This is a genomic window from Rhizobium sp. LjRoot98 (assembly GCF_964252935.1).
Taxonomy (GTDB): Bacteria; Pseudomonadota; Alphaproteobacteria; order Rhizobiales; family Rhizobiaceae; genus Pararhizobium.
In genome coordinates, this window is record NZ_CAXUPW020000001.1 from 1,719,283 (window position 1) to 1,737,531 (window position 18,249).

At 60.2% G+C, this 18,249-nt stretch carries 14 protein-coding genes; 4 read left to right on the plus strand and 10 right to left on the minus strand.

Annotated elements, in window-relative coordinates; translation table 11 throughout:
• The 3 genes from ACSQ3J_RS08520 to ACSQ3J_RS08530 are packed head-to-tail and all read right to left on the minus strand — an operon-like array spanning position 1 to position 2,983.
• Complete coding sequence (locus ACSQ3J_RS08520; protein WP_060502950.1) at positions 1-729, minus strand: copper homeostasis protein CutC; 729 nt, start codon at positions 727-729, stop codon at positions 1-3.
• The gene (locus ACSQ3J_RS08525) at positions 726-1,637 is read right to left on the minus strand and encodes an ROK family protein (RefSeq protein WP_060502951.1); all 912 of its coding nucleotides are present in this window, start codon (positions 1,635-1,637) and stop codon (positions 726-728) included. The genes ACSQ3J_RS08520 and ACSQ3J_RS08525 overlap by 4 nt, the downstream gene beginning before the upstream one ends.
• The gene (locus tag ACSQ3J_RS08530; protein WP_436038953.1) at positions 1,634-2,983 is read right to left on the minus strand and encodes an amidase; all 1,350 of its coding nucleotides are present in this window, start codon (positions 2,981-2,983) and stop codon (positions 1,634-1,636) included. Before ACSQ3J_RS08530 ends, ACSQ3J_RS08525 begins: the two co-directional genes overlap by 4 nt.
• A 213-nt stretch (positions 2,984-3,196) precedes the next feature.
• Between ACSQ3J_RS08530 and ACSQ3J_RS08535 the strand changes: the two genes are divergently transcribed.
• From ACSQ3J_RS08535 to ACSQ3J_RS08545, 3 genes are all read left to right on the plus strand, one after another.
• Complete coding sequence (locus ACSQ3J_RS08535) at positions 3,197-3,943, plus strand: sulfate transporter family protein (protein WP_060502953.1); 747 nt, start codon at positions 3,197-3,199, stop codon at positions 3,941-3,943.
• Positions 3,944-4,012: 69 nt separating this feature from the next.
• A complete protein-coding gene (locus ACSQ3J_RS08540; RefSeq protein WP_060502954.1) occupies positions 4,013-4,657 on the plus strand; it encodes a helix-turn-helix transcriptional regulator in 645 nt (214 codons plus the stop codon).
• Positions 4,654-5,793, plus strand: coding sequence for an aminotransferase class I/II-fold pyridoxal phosphate-dependent enzyme (locus ACSQ3J_RS08545; RefSeq protein ID WP_060502955.1), 1,140 nt, complete (start codon positions 4,654-4,656; stop codon positions 5,791-5,793). Before ACSQ3J_RS08540 ends, ACSQ3J_RS08545 begins: the two co-directional genes overlap by 4 nt.
• 10 nt (positions 5,794-5,803) lie before the next feature.
• On the opposite strand, the gene ACSQ3J_RS08550 is transcribed toward ACSQ3J_RS08545, so the two are convergent.
• The 7 genes from ACSQ3J_RS08550 to kdpF form a co-directional block, all read right to left on the minus strand.
• Positions 5,804-6,499, minus strand: a complete 696-nt coding sequence (locus tag ACSQ3J_RS08550; RefSeq protein WP_060502956.1) for a response regulator transcription factor — start codon at positions 6,497-6,499, stop codon at positions 5,804-5,806.
• Entirely contained in the window at positions 6,496-9,204 is a 2,709-nt protein-coding gene (locus ACSQ3J_RS08555; protein ID WP_060502985.1) for a sensor histidine kinase, read from the minus strand. The genes ACSQ3J_RS08550 and ACSQ3J_RS08555 overlap by 4 nt, the downstream gene beginning before the upstream one ends.
• Positions 9,205-9,368: 164 nt before the next feature.
• Complete coding sequence (kdpC, locus tag ACSQ3J_RS08560) at positions 9,369-9,932, minus strand: potassium-transporting ATPase subunit KdpC (protein ID WP_060502957.1); 564 nt, start codon at positions 9,930-9,932, stop codon at positions 9,369-9,371.
• 12 nt (positions 9,933-9,944) lie between these two features.
• The gene (gene kdpB / locus ACSQ3J_RS08565) at positions 9,945-12,002 is read right to left on the minus strand and encodes a potassium-transporting ATPase subunit KdpB (RefSeq protein WP_060502958.1); all 2,058 of its coding nucleotides are present in this window, start codon (positions 12,000-12,002) and stop codon (positions 9,945-9,947) included.
• Positions 12,003-12,047: 45 nt separating this feature from the next.
• Positions 12,048-12,215, minus strand: a complete 168-nt coding sequence (locus ACSQ3J_RS08570) for a hypothetical protein (protein ID WP_156393815.1) — start codon at positions 12,213-12,215, stop codon at positions 12,048-12,050.
• A gap of 8 nt (positions 12,216-12,223) precedes the next feature.
• Positions 12,224-13,927: a potassium-transporting ATPase subunit KdpA gene (kdpA, locus tag ACSQ3J_RS08575; protein WP_060502959.1), complete on the minus strand. Its 1,704-nt coding sequence runs from the start codon at positions 13,925-13,927 to the stop codon at positions 12,224-12,226.
• A gap of 27 nt (positions 13,928-13,954) precedes the next feature.
• A complete protein-coding gene (gene kdpF, locus ACSQ3J_RS08580; protein ID WP_060502960.1) occupies positions 13,955-14,044 on the minus strand; it encodes a K(+)-transporting ATPase subunit F in 90 nt (29 codons plus the stop codon).
• Between the two features lie 557 nt (positions 14,045-14,601).
• Here kdpF and ACSQ3J_RS08585 point away from each other — a divergent pair.
• On the plus strand, positions 14,602-18,246 hold the full coding sequence (locus ACSQ3J_RS08585; RefSeq protein WP_060502961.1) for a FecR domain-containing protein: 3,645 nt from the start codon (positions 14,602-14,604) through the stop codon (positions 18,244-18,246).
• Positions 18,247-18,249: the final 3 nt, after the last annotated feature.

An 18,249-nucleotide genomic window follows, 5' to 3' on the forward strand; every position in this document is an offset into this window, starting at 1 on the left:
TCAGGGCGCGGCGGACAGCCGCGCCTTCAGCGTCCGCACGGCCTGTTCATCCGTCTGCTTTGCGCTGCGCGCAACAAAGCCAAGCGATACCAGACGGGCATCCGAAGCCGGCTTTTCCACCGAACAGGACGAGTGAACCTCTGTTACCGGAAGACGGGACAGGAGGCCGCCGACCGTCTCCAGCGTCACCCCCGAACCGGGCATGATCGAGATGCGGCCCTTTGCGGCCGCAACAATTCCGGCCAGTGCATCAGCACCGTCAGAGGCTCGTTTCGCACCACCGGAAGTCAGGATACGCTCGAAACCGAGGTCCACCGCGATCTCGACGGCCTCGGAAAAATCCGGCACCAGATCGAAGGCGCGATGCAGGGTCAGGCCCAATCCATGCGCGTGATCCACCAGCGTCCTGAGCGCTTCTTTATCGAGGCTTCCATCGGGGCGGCTGGCGCCGAGAACGACCCCTGCGAGACCTGCTGACCGGGCCGCTTCGATTTCGACGCGCATCACATCCATGTCACCGGCATCGAAAACAAAATCGCCCGGCCTTGGCCGGATCATCGCGTAAACGGGAATATCAACTTTGCCCGCCAGGGCCATCAGGCCCAACGAAGGCGTAAGCCCGCCGACGGACAGAGCCGAGCACAATTCGATGCGATCAGCGCCGCCATCGACAGCAGCCCGCAGGCCGGCCGCATCGTCGACGCAGACTTCCAGAAGAATATTTGTCATGATGCTTCTCCTGCGAGACCAAGAACGGCGGCGCCGATCAGTCCCGGTTCGATCCGGCATTCGCCCGGCACCACCAGTGAGCGGTCGAACTTGCGCAGGATTCGGCCCCGAACAGACTTGTCGATTTCGGCGATCAGTGGTGTCACGTTGGACAGGCCGCCGCCGACGGGGACGATCGTCGCCCCGGTGATATTGACCGTCAGCGCCAGGGGCGAACTGATGAGGTCAACGAGCACATCGATGGTACGAGCGGCTTCCACATCGCCGTTCTGCCAAAGCGCGGTGATCTCATGGCTTTCCAGGGTCTTGCCGTGCAAGGTCAGGTGCAAACGTTCCATGCCACGGGCGCCGCCGATCGTATCGACGCAGCCACGCTGGCCGCAGCCGCACTCGAAAATGGGAATCGCAACCGGTGGCGTACCAGCCATGGAGGCGACCGCCGGGCCATGGCCCCATTCGCCGGCGAACCCGCCTTCCGCATTGATAAGCCGGCCGTCCACCACCAGGCCGCCGCCGACGCCAGTACCGAGAATCGCTCCAAGCACGATGCGGTAACCGCGCCCGGCACCGGCCCCCGCCTCCGCCAGTGCGAAACAATCCGCGTCATTGGCGATCAACACAGGCAGTCCAAGCAAAACGGAAAGTTCCGCACCAAGCTCGCGCCCGTCGATGCAGGGAATATTGGCGCATTTGATCGCCTGCGTTTCGGGATCAACGACACCGGTGATCGATATGGCGATGCGGTCAGGCGCTTCGCCCGCTTCCGCAATGACATCGCGAAGCGTACCGACAAAGGCGTTGAAATCATCGAGCGGCGTGATGCGGCGTTCCAGCGGTTCGATCCGGTCGGCCGCATGGGCAACGGCGCCCTTGATGGCAGAGCCGCCAATATCGAAGCAGACGATCATGCGTCGCCCCGGATGATGGCTTCGGCCGAAAGTGCCACGGAAAGCAGATTGTCATCGGCGTTGCGAAGGCCGGAGAGAAGAAAGCCGACCGGCATGCCGGCATCGCCCGTGCCGCAGGGGATAGAGACGCCACAGCCGTCAAGGAAATTGCCGATGGATGTGTTGCGCAATGTCCGGCCATTGATCTTGAAAAACAGATCATCATCGGCAAGCAGCGGCGCGATCGGCGGCGCCACATGCGGCAGGGTCGGATGGATGACGAGTTCTCCGGAATCCAGACTTTCGGTGAAAGCTGCGATCAACCGCTGGCGGGCGTCAGCGATGGCAATGTAATCTGCCGTCGTGGTCTTTTCGCCCAGCCGTGTGCGGGCGACGACCCGATGATCCATGCGGGCAGCCTCCGGGCCTTCCAGCCGCGCCTTGTGGAGCGCGAACGCTTCAGCCGTGACCAGTGCACCATGGCGCGCCGTAATCTCGAAAATCTCGGCAAAAATCGGGAAGGCCCGCCGCTTGACCCGGGCACCGGCCTGCTCCAGCCGCAAAACCGCAGCCTCGAATGCGGCCACGACACCCGGTTCGGCATCATCGAAGACGACTGTCTCAGGAATGACAAGCTTCAAGCCGCTTAAATCCGTCCGGCGGATATCCGGCGCGGTGCGCCCGCGCATGGCTGCATCGATCCAGACGGCGTCCTGCACGGTGCGGCAGAGCGGGCCGAGTGAATCGAGGCTCTTTGCCAGCGGGAAGACACTTTGCATGGAATAGCGTCCACGCGTCGCCTTGTAGCCGACAATGCCATTGAACGCGGCGGGAATGCGGATCGAGCCGCCGGTATCCGTACCGATCGCCACCGGTACCAGACCGGCTGCCACGGCCACGCCGGACCCGGCCGACGAGCCACCGGGGATGCGCGGCACATCGCGCGATGCCGGGTTATGGGCCGTTCCATAGTGCGGGTTGATGCCGAGGCCGGAAAAGGCGAATTCGCTGAGATTGGTGCGGCCGATACTGACCATTCCGGCACCAGCAAGCGCCGTAACGACAGCAGCATCGGCGGATGCGGGCGCGGCATCGGCCAGCACAGCGGATCCCGCGGTCGTTACCGATCCCTTCGTGTCGAACAGATCTTTCCAGGCGACCGGAATGCCATCAAGCAAACCGAGAGACCGCCCCGAACGAAGGCGTTGCGAGGACAATCTGGCTTCCGAGAGCGCCTGTTCATCCAGCAATTCCGTGAAAATCGATTGATCCTTGTAGCCAGCTATCTTTTCCAGGGAAGCCTTTGCCAGGTCGACCGGATCGAGCGCGCCGGATTGCAGCAGCACCGACAGGCCCGCTACCGACATATTTATGTTCACTCCATCCATCGTCTCAACACTCCACAACTGCTTGTGCTGGCATCATAACGGTGCAGCACCGGTTTTGGCAGCAAAAACAGCGTCCTTCGCACATGATTTTCGCGGACTTTTCAAAGCCGCAGGCCTCGCGGTCTTGCCCGCAAGCCATGCCCCGCCTACATGCGCAGACAGCGGCACGAACGCCCTCAAAGGAGATACCGGATGATACTCGACGCGGCGCGGCTTTCCTTTGCCAATCTTTTCGCGCCCGAAACGCGCTCGGTCTTCTGGAAGGTGTTGGGGCTGACGCTGCTGGCGCTGATTGGCCTGTGGCTCGCCTTGCGCGAACTGTTCATCTACCTTGCCTTGCCGTGGCTTGACGCGTTGTTGCCCGGAACACCCGGCTGGGCGGGATGGCTGACATTCGTTGTCGGTATTTTTGCAAGTCTCGGTCTTGCCTTGGGGCTAGCGTTGCTTCTTGCGCCGGTAACGGCGCTGATTGCCGGCTTCTTCCTTGATGACGTCGCGGAAGTTGTCGAAAAACGCGATTACCCGAACGAACCGGCGGGCCGTGCTTTGCCGCTGGGAGAGGCGATTGCCGGCACGCTGAAATTTCTCGGCGTCATCATCGCCGGCAACATCGTTGCTCTCTTTCTGTTGCTGATCCCCGGCATCAACTTGATCGCCTTCTTTCTCGTCAACGGCTACCTGCTCGGCCGGGAATTCTTCGAGTTTGCGGCGATGCGTTATCGCTCCCCGGCGGAAGCCCGGCTTTTCCGCGCCAAACATGCCGGCACAGTCTTCCTCAGCGGCCTCGTGCTTGCTGCATTTCTGGCCGTGCCGCTTCTCAATCTGCTGACCCCGCTCTTTGCCGCCGGCATGATGGTTCATCTGCACAAGAAACTGTCGCAGCGCGACCCGGAGTTTCAACGGCAGATCAACTCCGGCAAATCGTCGTTTGGCCGATAGTTGTCCAATTTGTCTATATTGACAAATTGTCAATATAGACAAATTGTCAATATAGACGGATAAGGCCTTATGTCTCATCCGCTCACTCCTTTCATCCCAGTCTGCGACGCCGTCGCCACGCTGTTTTCCCCGCATGTGGAAGCGGTCCTGCATGACCTTGAGACGGGATTGATCTTCCATATCGCCAACGCCTTTTCCAGGCGCCGACCGGGGGACAGTTCGCTCAACGAGGCCGGACTGGTTTCGACCCTGGATGCGGATGTGATCGGCCCCTACGGCAAGTCCAATTGGGATGGCCGCAGGCTGAAGGCGATCACTTCCGTACTGCGTGATGCTGTGGGCAAGCCGATCGGCCTTCTTTGCATCAATCACGATATCGAGGCCTTTGCCGGAATCTTCGACCAGTTGAAATCGATGATGAATGTTGCAGCGCCAATGCAAAAGGCATCGGCACTGATGGCGGATGACTGGCGCGAAGCGGTGAATTCCGTGATCGGCGAATTTCTTGCGACGCACAAGACCAGTCTCGCGGGCCTGACCAATTCCGACACGGACAGCCTTCTTGCGCTACTCGACGCCCGCGGCGTCTTTGCCATCCGCAAAGCTGTTCCCTATGTTGCCGAAATCCTGAAACTGTCGAGAGCGACGATCTACAACCGCCTTGGCGCAATCCGCCAGAAACAGGACGCTGCCGTTCAAGGAGAACCGCGATGACCAAGCCTATGCGCGATTTTGTGCTCGAAACGTTCATGTCGAAATGGGAGTTCACCGCCAAATATAACATGACGGCCTCGGATGCTGAGAGCATGCGCCTGCCGGAGCTTCTGGCAATGGCCAGTGACGAAGACCGCACCGATTTCGAAAATCTCAGCCTTGGCTACACCGAAACCTTTGGCGCACCGGTGCTGCGCCAGGAAATCGCGCGGACCTACGACACGGTTCAACCGGAAAACCTGATCTGCTTTGCCGGCGCCGAGGAAGCGATCTATGTCGCGATGAAGGTGCTCTTGACGCCGGATGATCATGCCATCGTCATTACGCCCAACTATCAGGCCGCCGAAACCTTGCCGCTGAGCATCTGCGCGGTGACGGGCGTGGCCTTGGATATCAACAATGACTGGAACCTCGACCTCGGCAAGATTGAGGCCGCGATCCAGCCGAACACCAAGCTGATCTCGATCAATTTTCCCAACAACCCGACCGGCAAGATCCTGCCGCATACGACATTTCATGCTCTCATCGAAATCTGCCGCAAGCATGGTATCTGGCTGTTCAGTGACGAGGTCTACCGGCTGATCGAGAAGGACGAGGCACTGCGCCTACCGCAGGCTGTCGATGCCTATGAGCGAGGAATCTCGCTGAATGTCATGTCGAAGGCTTATGGGCTTCCGGGCCTTCGGATCGGCTGGCTGGCCTGCAAGGACGCGGAATTCCTGACACGTTGCGAACGTTACAAGCACTTCCTGTCGATCTGCAATTCCGCTCCTTCGGAAGTTCTGGCCCGTATCGCGCTGAAGAACCGCGACAGGATCTTGGCCCGGACACGTGCTATCGTTCGCGCCAACATCACCGAGTGGAACACGTTTTTCGCCGATTTTCCGCATCTGTTCGACTGGCGCGAGCCGGACGGCGGTTGCGTTGCGTTCATCCGCTACAAGGGGCCGGAAGGTGTCGAGGAGTTTGCCCGGCGCGCGGTCGAGGAGGCCGGCGTGTTCTTCCTGCCCTCCAGCGTCTATCACTCGGAACTCACGCCCGTGCCGCCAAACTGCCTGCGCGTCGGTTTCGGCCGCCTGCATGTGCCGGAGGGCATCACCGTTCTGCGCAACTGGCTGAACCGCAACAGCCTGTAGACCGATCCGGCTAGAGGTCGGCCTCGCGCAGGCGGTAGCCGACGCCGGTTTCGGTGGTGATATATTGCGGCTGGTCCGGCGTTGCCTCGATCTTCTGGCGAAGCTGGCGCACATAGACGCGCAGATACTGCACGTCATCGGCATTGCCCCAGACCTCCTTCAGCAGGAATTTGTGGGTCAGCACCTTGCCGGCATGCTGCACCAGCATGCGCAGGATATCATATTCCTTCGGCGAGAGTTTCACCTCGCGGCCATCGACCTTGACGATACGCTTGACCAGATCGACCGACAGGCCGCCGGTCTGGAACAACGGCTTTTCACCCTGCTGCTGCAACCGATGGCGCAGCGCCACGCGGATGCGCGCCACCAGTTCGTTCATGCCGAAGGGTTTGGTCACGTAATCGTCGGCACCGAGTTCCAGTGCCTTGACGATCCCGGCCTCATCGGTACGGCTTGACAGGATGACGATCGGCAGCGTCAGCCCTTCCTCGCGCCAGCCCTGCAACAGATCGTGGCCAGCCGCATCCGGCAGGCCGAGATCGAGCAGGATGAGATCGGGCAGCTCCGCCTTGACACTGTCCCGCGCCGCCTTGCCGTTTCCGGCCTCGATGACATCGTAGTCCTGCGTGGCCAGCCCCACCCGCAACAGCCGGCGGATAGGCGGCTCGTCGTCGACGACCAGGATCTTGACTGCGGAAAGTGTCATTTCATGTCCTTGAGATTGGGCGCATCCGGCAACAGTGGCAGGCTGACCGTAAAGATCGCGCCGGAGCGGTCAGTACGGTTTTCGGCGGCGATGGTGCCGCCCATCGCCTCGACGAACCCCCGGCAAATGGACAGGCCAAGCCCGGTCCCGGCCCGCACGTGATCGCCCTTGCGCACCCTGTAAAACGTATCGAAGACCCGTTCCAGATCTCCTTGCGGAATGCCCGACCCTTCATCTGAAATCCGGATAAGGACCTGCTCGCCATTGCTTTCCGCCCGGACGCTCACCCTTGATCCTTCGGGCGCATATTTGGCGGCGTTGTCGAGCAAGTTGAACAGAACCTGCTCGAACAGCACCGGATCGACCCTGATCATCGGCAGGTTGGCGGGAACGTCAACATCGACGCTGTGACCAGCCAGAATCTTCTTCGCCCGGCGCAGGGCGCTCCCGACAATATCACCGGTATAATGAAACGCGGAATTCGGCTGCATGGCACCGGATTCGATCCGGGTCATGTCGAGCAGATTGGCGATGAACCGGTTCAGCCGTTCGGATTCGTCGGTCACGGTGGTCAGAAGTTCGACACGGTCTTCCTCCGGAAGCGCAGACTGATAGTCACGCAATGTTCCGGCAGCCCCCATGATGGCGGCGAGCGGCGTCTTCAGGTCGTGCGAAATCGAGGTCAGCAATGCCGAACGCAGGCGCCCGGCTTCTTCGACCAGCCGCGCATTATCGACATCGGCGACAAGCTGCACGCGCTCGATGGCAAGCGCTGCCTGATCGGCGAGCGCATCCAGCAGCCGCTGCTGTTCGGGGCTCAAGAGTGGCCCCTGACGGTCATTGTCGAGGCCGATGACACCGACGGCGGTGCGGCCGGTGCGCAACGGCACATAAAGGCGTTTTGCGCCCGGCAGCGTATCGGCGCCGCGTCCAGCGGCGCGATTGTGCTCCCAGGCCCAGCGCGCTGCAGCAATATCGGCGTCGTCAAGCGTATCATCCGGCGGATAGCCGGCTTTGACCGCGATCGTTCCCTCTTCCGGCAGGAGCAGCACCACCCGCAGCTTCAGCATCGAGGCAAGCTGGAACGCCGTCGCCCACAACACGTCGTCCAGGGTACCGGTCCCTGCCAGCTTCTTGCTGAAGAGATAGAGGTCTTCGGTGGTGCGTGCGCGCAGGCGAGCGGCGGCGGCCTGCCGCTGGACGCTGGCCGTCAGGTTGCTGGCGATGATCGCCACGATGAAGAAAAGAATGAACGCGACAACGCTGTCGGGATCGCTGATATCCAGCGTATAAAGCGGCTGCAGGAAGAAGAAATTCAACGAGACCGCACTGACGACGCTGGCATAGAGAGCCGGCCGCAAACCTTCGGTCACCGCCGTAGTCAAAACCGCCATCAGGAAGACGAGTGCAATGTTGCGCACATCAAGGGACTGGTCGAGCAGAAAACCCACGGCCAGGGCACAACCGACATAGAGCGTCGCCAGTGCATAGGGCCTGATCTTGAACTGGACGGGTGCCGGGGCAGTCTTGACGCCCGTTCCAATGGGTTCGCCTTCCCGATCGTCACCAGCGATGACATGAACGCTGATATTGCCGGCGCGCCGGATCAATCGGCTGGTCACCGAACCATGCAGCCATTCCCGCCATCCCGATGTTTTCGGCGTTCCGGCGATGATATGGGTGACATTGCTGGATGTGGCGACACGGACGATTTCCTCCGCTTCGTCGGAGCCCGGCCTTGTCAGCGCTTCGGCCCCCAGCCGCTCAGCCAGCCTTAACGTCGCGGCGATACGGTCGCGCGCGGCCTCAGATAAGTGAACCGATCGCGCCGTTTCCACATGTAGCGCCACCAGCGGCGCGCGCAGACGGTCGGCCAGCCGGGCGGCGTAGCGCACCAGGGATGCGCTGCGGGCCTGGTCATCGACACAGACCAGCACCCGGTCACCGGCCGCCCAAGGGCCGGAAATCGCATGCGCCTGCATATGCGTCAGCAGCTGGTCATCAACCCGCTGCGCGGTCTGGCGCAGTGCAAGTTCGCGCAGTGCCGTCAGGTTTCCGGGCGAAAAGTAATTTTCGAGGGCTCGTTGCGCCGTCTTCGGGATATAGACCTTGCCGTCATGCAGACGCTTGATCAGGTCTTCCGGCGTCAGATCGATGATCTCGATATCGTCGGCCCGGTCGATGATCGAATCCGGCACGGTTTCGCGCACACGAATGCGGGTAATCTGGGCAACGACATCGTTGAGGCTTTCGACATGCTGGATATTCAGAGTCGAGTAAACGTCGATGCCGCGCGACAGCAGCTCCTGCACATCCATGTAGCGTTTTGGATGCCGGCTACCGGGTGCGTTGGTATGCGCCAGTTCATCGACCAGAACGAGACCTGGACGGCGGGCAAGAATGGCATCGATATCCATTTCTTCAAGATGGCGGCCCTTGTAGTCGATCGGCATGCGCGCGATGACTTCGAAACCGTCAGCCAGCGCCTGGGTCTCCTTGCGGCCATGCGTTTCGACCACGCCGATCACGACATCGACGCCATCGGCTTGCTTGGCATGGCCGGAGGTCAGCATTTCGTAGGTCTTGCCGACGCCGGGCGCCGCCCCCAGAAAGATCTTCAGACGGCCGCGTGTTTCCTGCTCCGCCCGCTGCAACAGGGCGTCGGGAGATGGTCTTCCATCCATGTCACGGACATCGTCCCGCATGCGCGCTCGTCTTTCCTCATCAATGCCGAAAAGCGGCAGGATGCCGCTTTTGACTATTCCGGACATGGTCCAAAATCCCGCAGAATTTGGGACCGGTTCCGTCAATCAAATTGCCGCCGGTATCGCGCCTCGTCGTCGAAGCGCGATACCGTGACCAAACAAGGCTAGACAGCTTTATCAAGCGCCATGTTCAGCGCCAAGACGTTGACCGCCGGCTCACCGAGAATACCGAGTTCGCGCGCCTCGACGGCCTGATCGACCAGTGCGCGAACCTTGCTTTCATCCATGCCCCGCGCCTTGGCGACGCGCGGAACCTGGAAATAGGCGGCTTCCGGCGAAATGTGCGGATCAAGGCCGCTGCCCGAAGCGGTCACCAGATCCATCGGCACGGCAGCGCCGGGATTGGCAGCCTTGAGTGCTTCGGCATCTGCCTTGATCCGATCAAGCAGCTTCGGGTTGGTCGGCCCGAGGTTTGAGCCGCTGGACGAAGCCGCATTGTAGCCATCGCCTGCAGCCGACGGACGGCCATGGAAATAGATATCGCCGGTAAAGACCTGACCGATCAAGGAGGAGCCGACAACGGTGCCGTCCTTTTCGACCAGGCTGCCATTGGCCTGATGCGGGAACAGGGCCTGGGTAATGCCGGTCATGCCGAGCGGATAGGCAAGGCCGGTGATAATGGTGATGGCAACGATCATGACCAGCGCGGGCCGCAATTGTTTCAACATTTGAATGTTCCTTTAAACGAGACCAAGGGCGGTGATGGCCAAGTCGATGGCCTTGATGCCGATGAACGGGACAATGATGCCGCCAAGGCCATAGATGAGCAGGTTGCGCGACAGGAGCGCACCGGCACCAACGGCACGGTAGGCGACACCCCTCAGCGACAGCGGGATCAGCGCGACGATAACCAGCGCGTTGAAGATGATCGCCGACAGGATTGCGCTTTGCGGCGAGGCAAGGCCCATGATGTTCAGCGCCGAAAGCTGCGGATAGAAGGCCAGGAACATCGCCGGGATGATGGCGAAATACTTGGCGATATCGTTGGCGATCGAAAACGTCGTCAGCGCACCGCGGGTCATCAGCAGTTGCTTGCCGATCTCGACGATCTCGATCAGCTTGGTCGGGTCCGAATCCAGGTCGACCATGTTGCCGGCTTCGCGGGCGGCGACCGTACCGGTGTTCATCGCCACGCCGACATCGGCCTGCGCCAGCGCCGGAGCATCGTTGGTACCGTCGCCGCACATGGCGACAAGTTTGCCCTTGGCCTGTTCCTCGCGGATCAGCGACAGTTTGTTTTCCGGCGTTGCCTGGGCAAGGAAATCATCGACACCGGCTTCGGCAGCGATGGCAGCGGCTGTCATCGGGTTGTCGCCGGTGATCATCACCGTGCGGATACCCATGCGGCGCAGTTCGGCGAACCGCTCGCGGATGCCGCCCTTGACGATATCTTTCAGGTGCACCACGCCCATCAGGCGGCCATCGCGCACGACGGCCAGCGGCGTACCACCCGACTTGGCGATCTCGTCGGCAATCGACTGGATTTCGCGGACGGTATCCGGACGCGCCGCCGTATTCTGGCTGGCGACGTAGCTCAGGACCGCATCGACAGCGCCCTTGCGGATCGACGAGCCTTCGATGTCGACGCCACTCATGCGGCTCTGTGCGGTAAACGGCACGAAGGTCGCATGCAGTTGTGCCATGTCACGGGCGCGGATGCCGTATTTCTCCTTGGCCAGCACGACGATGGAACGGCCTTCCGGCGTTTCATCGGCAAGCGAGGCCAGCTGGGCTGCGTCGGCGAGGTCCTGCTGCGACACGCCGGACACCGGGTGAAGCTCGGTTGCCTGGCGGTTGCCGAGCGTGATCGTGCCGGTCTTGTCGAGCAGCAGCGTATCGATATCGCCGGCAGCCTCGACGGCGCGGCCGGACATGGCGAGCACGTTGAAGCGGACCAGACGGTCCATGCCGGCAATGCCGATGGCCGAGAGAAGCGCGCCGATCGTCGTCGGGATCAGCGTTACAAACAGGGCGACCAGGATGATGACCGGGATGGAGCCGCCGGCATAGGTGGCGAAGCTCGGGATGGTCACAACGGCCAGAACGAAAATCAAGGTCATGCCGGCGAGAAGAATGTTGAGGGCGATCTCGTTCGGTGTCTTCTGACGTTCGGCACCTTCGACCAGCGAAATCATCCGGTCGATGAAGGTCGAGCCCGCTGCGGCGCTGATACGCACCCGGATCCAGTCCGACAGCACCTGCGTGCCGCCGGTGACGGCCGAGCGGTCGCCGCCGGATTCACGGATAACGGGGGCAGATTCGCCGGTGATCGCCGCCTCGTTGACGGAGGCGACCCCTTCGATGACCTCGCCATCGGAGGGGATGATCTCGCCAGCTTCGACAAGCACGATGTCACCGACCTTGAGGCTGGTGCCGGAGACGATCTTGAAGCTCTTCAGATCCGCCCCGGTCAAAAGCTTGGCCTGGGTTTCGGTCCGGGTCTTGCGCAGCGATTCCGCCTGCGCCTTGCCCCGGCCTTCGGCAACGGCCTCGGCGAAATTGGCAAACAGCACCGTGAACCACAGCCAGATATTGAGCTGCAGCGAAAAACCGAGATTGCTGCTGCCGGTTATGAGATCGCGCAGGAACAGGACGGTCGTCAATGTCGAGACGACGGCGACGACGAACATCACCGGATTCTTGGCGAGGGTGCGCGGATTGAGCTTGGTAAACGCCGAGCCGATCGCGGGAATAAGGATGCGAGAGTCCATCAGGCTCGCAGATTTGGACTGGCTCATAAGAGAACTCCAGTTTCTTTTGTGTGTGACATCACGGTGACCGCGTCAGCCGTGGAACAATTCGGTAAAAGCGTGAGCAAGACCGCCGATCACCAGCAGGACCAGCATGAAAGCGATGATGATGCTGGTCGCCTGCGGGGGTGCCGCTCGCGGCGGATCACCGTCGCGAGGTTTGAGGAGCCTTTTGAACTTCTGCTGGAACAAGCGGTTCATGACGGCACCTAGAAGGTTTGACCCGATATCATCGCCAGGTGCTCGACGATCGGCCCGAGCGCCAGCGCCGGGAAGAAGGTGAGACCGCCGACGATCAGGATGACGCCGCAAAGCAGTCCGACGAAGAGCGGGCCATGGGTGGGGAACGTCCCTGCCGAAGCCGGCACCGTCTTCTTCATCACCAAAGAACCGGCAATGGCGAGCGCCGGAATGATCACCAGGAAGCGGCCCATCAGCATCGCGATGCCAAGCGTGATATTGTACCAGGGCGTGTTGCCGGTCAGACCGCCGAAAGCCGAGCCATTGTTGGCGGCAGCCGAGGTATAGGCATAGAGGACTTCCGAGAAACCGTGCGGTCCCGGATTTCCGATCGAGGCCACGCCTGTCGGCAGGAGGACGGCGACGGCGGTGAAGCCGAGCATGGTTGCCGGCAGGATGAGGATGGCGAGAACAGCCATCTTGACCTCCTTGGCCTCTATCTTCTTGCCGAGATATTCCGGTGTGCGGCCAACCATCAGTCCGGCGACGAAGACCGTCAGGATGACGAACATCAGGATGCCGTACAAACCCGCGCCAACGCCGCCGATAATCACTTCGCCCAGTTCCATATTGAGCAGCGGGATCAGGCCGCCCAATGCGGTGAATGAGCCGTGCATGGCATTGACGGCACCACAGGAGGCGGCCGTCGTGACGACCGCGAACAGCGAAGAAAGGACGATGCCGAACCGAACTTCCTTGCCTTCCATATTGCCACCTTCAAGGCCCATGGCATGGACCAGCGGATTGCCGGCTGCTTCAGCCCAATAGGTCACCGCGACACCGGCGAGGAAGAGCACGCCCATCGTGGCAAAGATTGCCCAACCCTGGCGCTGGTTTCCGACCATGCGGCCGAAAACATTGGTGAAGGCCGCGCCGATCGCGAAGATCGACACCATCTGGATGAGGTTGGAAATTGCGTCGGGATTCTCAAAAGGATGCGCGGAGTTCGCATTGAAGAAGCCGCCGCCATTGGTGCCGAGCATCTTGATTGCCAATTGCGAGGCGACCGGGCCGAGCGCGATGGTCTGCTGCGCACCTTCGATCGTCGTTGCCGTTAAGTAGGCGCCGAGCGTCTGCGGTACGCCGAGATAGACATAGGCAATCGTCAGTAGGATGCAGATCGGCAGAAGGATGTAGAGCGTGGCACGGGTCATATCGACCCAGAAATTGCCGATCGACTTACCGGAAGCGCGCGCAAAACCGCGGATGAGCGCAACGGCGATGGCCATGCCGGTGGCGGCAGAGGCAAAATTCTGCACCGTCAGACCAGCCATCTGCACCAGGTAGGACATCGTGCTTTCGCCACCATAGTTCTGCCAGTTGGTATTGGCGACGAAACTGGAGGCGGTGTTGAACGAAAGCTCAGGCCCAACAGCGGTCATGCCCGCAGGGTTGAACGGCAGGAAGCCCTGGAACCGCTGCAGCGCATAGAGAATGGCAAAACCGGCAAGATTGAACAGGAGCAGGGAGAACACGTAGCTCGTCCAGTGCTGCTCTTCCTTCTCGCTGGTGCCGGACAGCCGGTAGAGACCGCGTTCGACCGGAGAAAAAAGGGGCGACAGCAAGGTGCGCTCACCACCGAAGACGCGCGTCATATAGGCGCCAAGCGGCTTGATGAGCAAAATGACGATCCCGCAGAAGATGAGGATCTGGATCCATCCGTTGAGTGTCATGGCAATAACTTTCCGAACCTGGCGTTGTTAGAAGCGCTCAGGGCGAATGAGGGCGTAGGTCAGATAGGCAAGCAGAAACACGGACACGCCGGCTCCGAGCACATAATCGACAAGCATTTCTCTGAATCCTTCGAACTAGAGACGGTCGCAGGCCCGGGCATAGGCAAACGACAGCGCGAAAAACAAAACGCCGATCCCGATCAAGACAATATCCATCATCGATCCAGGCTCCTTTTGTTGAATTTCATCTTTCCCTCCTCTTCAAAGAAGGGCGGCGACGCGAAAGAGGCCCCGTTTGATCATGCTCAACGCAAGATCCGGGGCCTGAATTCCACGCTGACTATCGCCCCGAACCACATTAGTGTTCGAGACGGGGCGTCCGGGAGAGATATAAAAATCTCATAGGATTTTGCGGAAACGCACCAGCGGCAGCGCCATCGTGATGGTCATTGCCTGTTCAATACAGGGTCAGGTCGAATAACTCGCATCCGCAGAACGTTCCTGGGAGAGCCGCAACTGATACTTCCCATGTATCGTCAGGAACAACCAACAGTTCTGCATTGTGTTTCCTTATTTCGACACTTGCCACGCAAAGCAGAATCAGGACCGCCGCCCCACTTGACTTTTGGGTTACTCAAACTCAGTGATTATCCGTGCATTCTTGGGGAAACTGCATGAAATATACGCCGGTTGGTGCTGCCTTGGGAGTGCTCTGTCTCGCCATGCCGGCGCAGGCTGACCCTTTGCCGCGCCCATCCCCGGCTGCCGGGTCGGTCATTGCCCGCAAATCCGGCGAGGAAGTGCGCTTTGTCGATATTTCCGGCTGGCGTTATGTCGATCTGCAGCAGGCCCTTTTGAGCGGCGACGTGCTGCGCACCAACGCAACCGGCCAGCTTGCCGTTCTCTTCTCAGACCGCACCCAGGTGCGGCTTGGCCGCAACACCTCGCTGCTGGTCAAGCGGATGGGCGGCACCGGCGATACAGGGCTGGAGCTGCAATCCGGCACCATCTGGGCTCGCGCCGAACGCGGCGGCCAGGGCGTGGTGATCGACACGCCGGCAGCGGCGGCCGCCATCCGCGGCACGGACTGGACGATGACAGTCGGCGCCGACGGCAAAACGTCGCTGATCGTGCTGGACGGTGTGGTCGAGCTCAGTAATGCGCAGGGCAGCGTCACGGTCTCACAGGGCGAAGGCGCCGTTGCGGCAATCGGGCAAAAGCCGTCAAAGATCGTCATCGCCAAGCCGAAAGACAGGGAACAGATGCTGTTCAATCTGTCGCTGAGGAGCGCATTCCAGTGGATGCCGGCAACGCCATTGATCGTGCCGCAGATGCGCAAGGAACGCGACCGCCTCGAAGCGGAAGAAGCTGGCGCGCGTTCGGCGGAAGATTGGTTGAGCCTGTCGGAAATCTATCTTTCGCTGGAGGGAAAAGAAAAGGCGAAGGCTGCCCTCAATCAGGCGCGCGCTCAAGGTTTGCGCGGCTCTCAGATCGCACGCGCCAACTTGATCGACGCTTTGATCGCCGGCTCGGAAAACCGCTACCGGGACGCCGCGGCGTTGTTTGAAAAAGCAAGACCGGGGCTTGACGCCAAGCGCAGTGCAATTGCGGCCTATGGCGGTTATTTTGCTCGCTCACTTGCGGACCCCAATCATGTCGAGCAGCCTCCCCGGCTCACCAACAGCGGCTATGCCGGCATGGCGAAGGCCTGGACTGCCGGTTTCCGCGAAGATATTCCGGCAGCCCTGGAAGTCATCAAGGAAAGCGAGCGCAATACGCCCGGCGACCCGACTTTACCCGGCGCCCGTGCCCAACTCGGCATCATGCTGGCTGACGAAAAAGAGGTTGTCGATGGGTTTGAGCGCGCGCTCGCAATCGATCCGGATGATCCGACCGGCCTCGAAGCCCGAGCGAACTACAAGCTTTTTATCCGAAGCGACCGGCAAGGCGCGCTCGACGATCTGAATCGCGCCCTTAGAACCGCACCTGGCTCCAGCTCTATCTGGAACACGATCGGCCTTGCCCAAAGCGACAGAGACGCCAACCGGGAGGCTGAAGCCGCCTACAAAAAGGCAATCGAGCTCGATCCGCTGGACCCGGTCAGTCACGCCAATCTCGCACTTTTGTATCTCACGGAAGGGCGCATGGCCGAGGCCAAACATGAGATCGACGAGGCCTTGCGGGTCGATCCATCCTTTGACATCGGGCTGATTGCGCGCGGCCGGTACTATTTACAGCGCGGCGAAATGGACAAAGCGGTGCAGGATCTGCTCGCCGGCTCGACCGCAAATCCCGGCTACTCGCAAGGACAGCTGATGCTGGCCGCCGCCCTTTATGAGAAAGGCGATCGGATCCCCGCCGCCCAGGCGCTAGACAATGCCGGGCGGCTTGATCCCCACGATCCGGTCATTGCTTCCGTCCGGACGTCAATGGCCATTCATGAATACGACTCCGACAACGCGATACGCTATGCGCAGGAGTTCTTGAGATTGGGCCGTGCCCGCGGCGGTGATTTCATTTCGTTCAGCGCCAACCAGAGCGCCGGTTCAGTTCTCAACGACGCATTCCGTCTCCAAGGGCTAGACGCCTGGGGGCAGTATTACGGCGATGCGGTGTTTGATCCTTTCACCGGTACGTCCTATCTGGACCAATCCGTGCACGGCAGCGTCAACCCATTCGCCAACACCTACGCCTATGGCGGGAACGCGACGGACTACGTTCAGAATGGCTCCAGCTATTCCTCCTTCATCCAGGCTTTGATGCTCGATCCGCATATGCTCGCCAGCAGTGAGCGTACATTAATGCTGGTCAACTCGCCATTTATCGAGACGTCCCTCGGAGGTGGATTCAACACGAGCGGCAGCGACACTGACTGGCTTGCGGAAGGACAGGTACAGGGTTACGCCAACGCGGTATTTCCAGTCAGTTTCAATATCAACGCACGATGGGAAACGACGCCATTTTCCGGGCGCTTCCCCGGCGATCTCGGATATTATGACGGCAGCACCGAAGTCAAAACGGCGAATGGATATCTTACGGCGTCACCCACGCCAGATGATCGCATCGTTTTCTACGCCAACTATTTGACAGACAATTTTCTACAGAACACCAGCCTGTTCAGCTCCACACCGGCACCAATAACCTACCTTATCGACCGCGACGATGAATCAAGAACGACAGGAGCCGGTATCGGCTGGAGTCACACAATCGAGCATCGTAACATCGTCAATTTGGCTTTGTTCTATGGCGACGAACGCGCAGATATCGGGACCACCCTGGGAACTGACCTCGGCAGCCTATCCTCAATCGACACAAGCAAACAGAGAACCTATATTGCCGCAATCAATCACACCCTCGGCTATGATGACCTGACCTGGCGCTACGGCCTCGAAGGCGGCTGGGCCGACACGTATTTCCGCCAAGAGATTAATGGCATTCCACTCTATGAGCCGCTTGAGGGGCGTTATGATATTGGAAAAGCCTATGTCGACGTCTTGCATGATATCAGCAGTAGCCTGAGGGCGGAGTATGCCCTTTTCGGCACCTATATCAGCGGCGAAAATGTCGAAGTTAGCCGATTGGAGCCTCGCGCGGGATTGGCCTGGACACCGATAGAGGGACATTGGCTTCGCGCCGCCTATATGCGTGAGAGCTACGACTTCAGTGCACCGACATTGTCGCCGATTGGCGTTGTTGGAATTCAGCCTAATGCCTATGGAATAGGACTTGATGGCCGCGCCGATACGATTGCCTTGCGTTGGGACGCGGAATGGTCTGATCGATTTTTCACCGCAGTCGATTTTCAGCACCAGGATCTGCATAAGGTATCGATTGCCTTCCCGCAAACATCGCCACTTCCTTATATTCCGGGTTCAGCGTTGGGAACGGCCTTCCAAACAGACGAAGGCCGGATCGACAGAGCGAGCCTGACTGCGAACTTGGCCGTGGGCCATGGTTTTGGGCTATCGGGAACGATTGCCCGGACCAGTTCCGAGGATCAGGATCCAGCAAGCTTGACGTTCGGCGACTCCTTACCCTTCATACCCGAAACATCCGGGCAGGCGGCAATCACCTGGGTTAATCAGGCGAATATCAAGGTGATGCTTGCCGCGAACTACGTGGGGAAACGCGATACCGGGTTGAAAACAAAACTGGATGGCTATTGGACAATTGATGGCAACCTGACATGGGAGCCATTCGACAAACGGTTCGTCCTTGAGTTGGCCGCCTACAATCTGCTCGACGAAGAATTTGACGTGGCTCCACTGACACCGGGCTGGGGACGTTCGTTCAGAGGCTCGCTCAAAGTGCGCTTTTGATGA